Genomic DNA, 5423 nt, shown 5'->3' on the forward strand with positions numbered 1-5423 from the left:
CCCACCGGAGCACTCGACTCGACGACCGGCGAAGCCGTGCTGCGCACGTTGCGTGACCAGTGCGACGACGGCGCGGCAGGGCTGCTGGTGACGCACGAGTCACGGCACGCCGCCTGGGCGGACCGGGTCATCTTCCTGCGCGACGGTGTCGTCGTCGACACGACCGGTGACCCGGCAACGCCCGAGTCGCTGCTGAGCCGGGTGGTCTGATGCACCCCACGAAGTTCTCCGCTCCTTCGTCACTCCGATACGCGGGGACCGCGCAATGGTGAGCAGCTCGGGGGAGCGCACATCAGGTCACTCCCTCCGGGGGTCAGGAGGCCCCGGAGGGTATGTCGGGGGCTGGCGAGTCGCCCTGCGGCTCGCCGCCCGCGACATACGCAAATACCCTGGCCGGGCAGCACTGGTGGTGCTGCTCATCGGCCTGCCGCTGTTCCTGGTCGCGGCCACCGGCACCTTCGCATTCACCAAGGACGTGAACGCGACCGAAGGCATCGACCGGACCATGGGCTCGAGTCAGGCGCTCATCTCAAGTGCCGGCGATGCCAGCAACGAGGGCATCACGCAGTCGGCCGATGGGAGAGGCTGGGGCGGCGGCCCCGGTGCTCGGTCGGCGCTGCGATTCCCGGGGACGCCGAAGCGTCCGGACACGCAGGACGTTCAGCACATGACCGGTGGATCCGTGCTGCCGGTGAGCGAGCGGAGCCGTCGTGTGCAGATCGGCGATCGTCGAGTGCGGGCGGACGTCCTTGGCATCGATGGCAGGAAGCGCCCGTATGCCGGGATGGCCACGCTGACCAGCGGACACTGGCCGTCCGATGCGCACGAGGTGTTGGTCTCGCGATCGGGTGAGGCCCATGGCATTCCGACCGACGGCGTGTTGACCGTCGTCGACGGCGACGGTCACCGTACGCGACTGACCGTCGTCGGTCGGGTCGAGACGCCGAACGCGCAGGACCTGGTCGCTCTGCCGGCAGCCCGCACCAGCACCTGGCTGCTGGAGCGCAGCGACCCTGTCGCGTGGCCGGAGGTCAAGCACCTCAACCGCTACGGGTTGGCTGTCGCCAGTCGCGAGGTGATCAACCATCCGGTGCAGGCCGAAGCGGACTCCGCCACCCGCGGGATGGACTACAGCCCGGTGCCGCCAGCCGTGTGGGTGTTGCTGGGGGTCGGGCTGGTCATCGTGATCGCGTTGCTCGCCGGTCCGGCCTTCGCGGCCAGCGGGTCACGTCATCGGCGGGCGCTCGCGCAACTGGCCAGCAACGGTGCGACCAAGCGACAACTGCGCAAATATGTCCTTGCCCAAGCGCTGCTGCTCGGTGCCCTCGCGGCGCTCATCGCGATCGTGCTCGGCGCCGTGCTCGGCGCGATCGCCGCGAAGCTCTACGGCCATTGGTCGGTCACCGCCCAGGCGCCTGGCCCGGTCGATTTGCGTTTGGGCTGGGGCCTGTTGCTCTTCGGGGTGGCGGTCGCCGCGTCACTGATTGCGGCGTTCGTGCCGGCCGTCGTCGCGTCGCGCGTCAATCTCATCGCAGTCCTGCGCGGGCACGTCTCCGCCCCGAAGGTCCGGGTCGGCTGGCCGATCCTCGGGCTGGTGATCGCGGTCGTGGGCGGCGCCGTGCTCACGGCGACGCTCGTCGGCAGCGGGATCCATGCGCAACGCCTGTCGCCGGAACTGATGGGCGGCACCATCACCGGAACTATCGCGCTGTTCGCCGGCACGCTCATGACGGCACCCTGGCTGCTCACCCGGCTGGGGCTGCTCGCCCGGCACCTGCCGCTGCCCTTCCGGGTCGCGGCACGCGATGTCAGCCGCCAACGAGGCCGGGCCGTTGCGACGGTGGGCGCCATACTGGCGACCGTCGCTGCCCTGACCACCCTCTCCATCGCGTTCGCCAGCTCCGACCGAGCTAGCAGTGCGGCCTACCAGCCGTCGCTGCCCGTCGGGCAGGGCCTGGTGACCGACGGCGTCGGCGGGCTCGGCGGGGTCGCTTCGTCCGTTGCCACAGTGCGGAAGGCGCTGCCGGACGCGGAGCTTGTCCAGCTGCGCAGTGTCGGGCGACCGATGGGCGATCCTGTCGAGACGACGCAGCGGTTCGCGGCATACACCGCCGGCTGCACGGATGTGGCAGCGCTCAGGGCGGCGCCGCGTCCTGGTGGGTCGGCCGCATGCAACCCGGTCTTCGGCACCGAAGGGCCGCCGATCCTGGCCGCCTCACCGGAGCAGCTCGGAGCGGCATACCGGCTGAGTGCCGCGGACGTCGCCGCCCTACGCAGCGGACACGTGCTGGTCCCGTCGGGCGCACTCGGGAGCCGGCATTCGGCCACGGTCCGGCTGGTCATCGGCACCAAGCACGGTACGCAGGTCAGGAACGTGCACGGCGTGACGCTCCCCGTCCGGGTTAGCAAGCAGCGGGAGCTGACCATGGTCTCGCAGAAGCCGGAGACCTATTCGACCTTCGGAAACAGCCTGACCCCGGCAGCGCTCGTCTCGACGAAGGCCGCGGCGCAGATCCCGGGCGGCGGCTTCACTGCTGGCCTCTGGATCCGGAACTCCGGCGGGATCCCCGCCTCGGCCCAACAGCAGATCGACGAGCACTTGACCGGCGACAGCTATCTGTATGTCGAGCGCGGCTATGACTCCGTCGGCGCCTGGCTGTACTGGCTCATCGGAGGTGTGTTCGGACTCCTGGTGCTGGTCGCCACATTGACGGCGACGGCATTGTCCAATGCCGAATCCCGTGCAGACAGTGCGACATTCGCATCGTTGGGGGCGCCGGCATCGTTGCGGCGCAAGATCGCCGCGGCTAACGCGGCCGTTGTCGGACTGTTCGGCGCGCTGCTCGGTCTGCTCGTCGGTGCGGTGGCCGGGATCGCCGTGAGCAACCCTGTCACCGTCGTGACCGATCCCGGTGCGCACCACACCATCACCGCCATACCGTGGCTCCAACTGTTGGTGGTCGCGATCGGCGTGCCGCTGCTCGCGGCGGCACTAGCCGCGCTCGCGACCCGGGGCCGGGTGTCGATGACCCGCCGCGTCACCTGAGGCGCAAGTGACAAGTGCTGGGCGCGAACCACGTGAGTTCAGTCACGTACTCGCCGGTAGCCCCGGGGCCAGCCTGCGCTGCGGGCCTTGGGGCTACTAGCATCCGATCTGGACAACGAGGTCCCGGACACGTCGCCCCGGCGAGCGCGGAGACCTCATCCCTTCAGAAGTTCATCACGAATCAATGAGGGGGCCTGCCTCGCGCCACGCGGGGTCGACTCCCGGGACGAGGACGGATTCCGCGTGGATCTTTTCGAATATCAGGCGCGCGACATGTTCGAGGCGCACGGTGTACCGGTGCTGGCCGGACAGACCGCCACGACTGCCGAGCAGGCCGAGCAGGCCGCTGCCGAGATCGGTGCCAAGTCCGGCGGTGTGACCGTCGTCAAGGCGCAGGTCAAGACCGGCGGCCGCGGCAAGGCGGGCGGCGTCAAGGTCGCCAAGTCGCCGGAGGAAGCGCGTGATCGCGCCGCAGAGATCCTCGGCATGGACATCAAGGGCCACACGGTCGGCACCGTGATGATTGCCCAGGGCGCGGACATCAAGGAGGAGTACTACTTCTCCGTCCTGCTCGACCGGTCCAACCGCACCTACCTTGCGATGTGCAGCAAGGAGGGCGGCATGGAGATCGAGCAGCTCGCCGTCGAGCGCCCCGAGGCACTCGCCCGCGTGGCCGTCGACCCCAACGTCGGCATCGACTCCGCCAAGGCCAAGGAGATCGTCGACGAGGCCGGCTTCGACGCCGAGCTCGGCGCCAAGATCGCCCCGGTGCTGGAGAAGCTGTGGGACGTCTACCGCGAGGAGGACGCCACGCTGGTCGAGGTCAACCCGCTGGTGCAGACCGGCGCCGGCGACATCGTCGCTCTCGACGGCAAGGTCACCCTGGATGCCAACGCGGACTTCCGCCACCCCGACCACGAGGGCTTGGAGGACACCGCTTCCGCCGACCCGCTCGAGGCCAAGGCCAAGGCCAAGAACCTCAACTACGTCAAGCTCGACGGCCAGGTCGGCATCATCGGCAACGGCGCGGGCCTGGTCATGTCCACGCTCGACGTCGTCGCCTACGCGGGCGAGCAGTATGACGTGAAGCCCGCCAACTTCCTGGACATCGGCGGCGGCGCCAACGCGCAGGTCATGGCCGACGGTCTCGACGTCATCCTCGGCGACGAGCAGGTCAAGTCCGTCTTCGTCAACGTCTTCGGTGGCATCACCGCATGTGACGAGGTCGCGAGCGGCATCAAGGGCGCGCTGGAGATCCTCGGTGACAACGCCACCAAGCCGCTGGTCGTTCGCCTCGACGGCAACAACGTCGAGAAGGGCCGCGCGATCCTCGACGAGCTGAACCACCCGCTCGTGACCCAGGTCGACACGATGGACGGGGCTGCGGCCCGGGCCGCCGAGCTCGCCTCCAAGTGACCGCTGACGGCATACGAAACTAAGGAATCACCAATAATGGCAATCTTTTTGGATGCTGACAGCAAGATCATCGTCCAGGGCATGACCGGTGGCATGGGCTCCAAGCACACCGCACTGATGCTCGAGGCCGGCTCCAACATCGTCGGCGGCGTCAACTCCCGCAAGGCCGGCACCAAGGCCGAGATCGGCGGCCAGCAGCTGCCCGTCTACGGCACGGTGAAGGAGGCCATGGAAGCCACCGGCGCGAACGTCTCGGTCGCCTTCGTGCCGCCGAAGTTCGCCAAGGACGCCGCGATCGAGGCCATCGACGCCGAGATCCCGCTGCTGGTCGTCATCACCGAGGGCATCCCGGTGAAGGACTCCGCGGAGTTCTACAACTACAGCGTCGGCAAGAAGACCCGCATCATCGGCCCGAACTGCCCCGGCATCATCACGCCGGAGGAGTCGCTGGCCGGCATCACGCCGCACACGATCGCGGGCAAGGGTCCGATCGGCCTGGTCTCCAAGTCGGGCACGCTGACCTACCAGATGATGTACGAGCTGCGTGACTACGGCTTCACCACGGCCATCGGCATCGGCGGTGACCCGGTCATCGGCACCACGCACATCGACGCGCTCGAGGCGTTCGAGGCCGACCCCGACACCAAGGCGATCGTGATGATCGGTGAGATCGGTGGCGACGCCGAGGAGCGCGCCGCGGCATACATCAAGGAGCACGTGACCAAGCCCGTCGTCGGGTATGTCGCGGGCTTCACCGCCCCGGAGGGCAAGACCATGGGCCACGCGGGCGCCATCGTCTCCGGTTCGTCCGGCACCGCCGCGGCGAAGAAGGAAGCGCTCGAGGCAGCCGGCGTCAAGGTCGGCAAGACGCCGTCCGAGACCGCCGAGCTGATGCGGGAGATCCTGAAGAACCTCGCCTGAGGCACACCCAACGAGTCGGCCGCCGGAACAACACGTTCCG

General features: G+C 68.7%; 3 protein-coding genes and 1 pseudogene. All 4 read left to right on the plus strand.

Annotated elements, in window-relative coordinates:
* Positions 1 to 210, plus strand: a pseudogene (locus tag VG502_RS00905) (ABC transporter ATP-binding protein); the annotation flags it as partial.
* A gap of 196 nt (positions 211 to 406) precedes the next feature.
* Positions 407 to 3046, plus strand: a complete 2640-nt coding sequence (locus tag VG502_RS00910; protein ID WP_325547821.1) for an FtsX-like permease family protein — start codon at positions 407 to 409, stop codon at positions 3044 to 3046.
* A gap of 243 nt (positions 3047 to 3289) precedes the next feature.
* Positions 3290 to 4462, plus strand: coding sequence for an ADP-forming succinate--CoA ligase subunit beta (gene sucC, locus VG502_RS00915; protein WP_325547823.1), 1173 nt, complete (start codon positions 3290 to 3292; stop codon positions 4460 to 4462).
* Positions 4463 to 4498: 36 nt separating this feature from the next.
* Positions 4499 to 5383, plus strand: a complete 885-nt coding sequence (sucD, locus tag VG502_RS00920) for a succinate--CoA ligase subunit alpha (RefSeq protein ID WP_325547825.1) — start codon at positions 4499 to 4501, stop codon at positions 5381 to 5383.
* Positions 5384 to 5423 lie beyond the last annotated feature (40 nt).

Source organism: Flexivirga sp. (assembly GCF_035551235.1).
Lineage (GTDB): Bacteria > Actinomycetota > Actinomycetes > Actinomycetales > Dermatophilaceae > Flexivirga.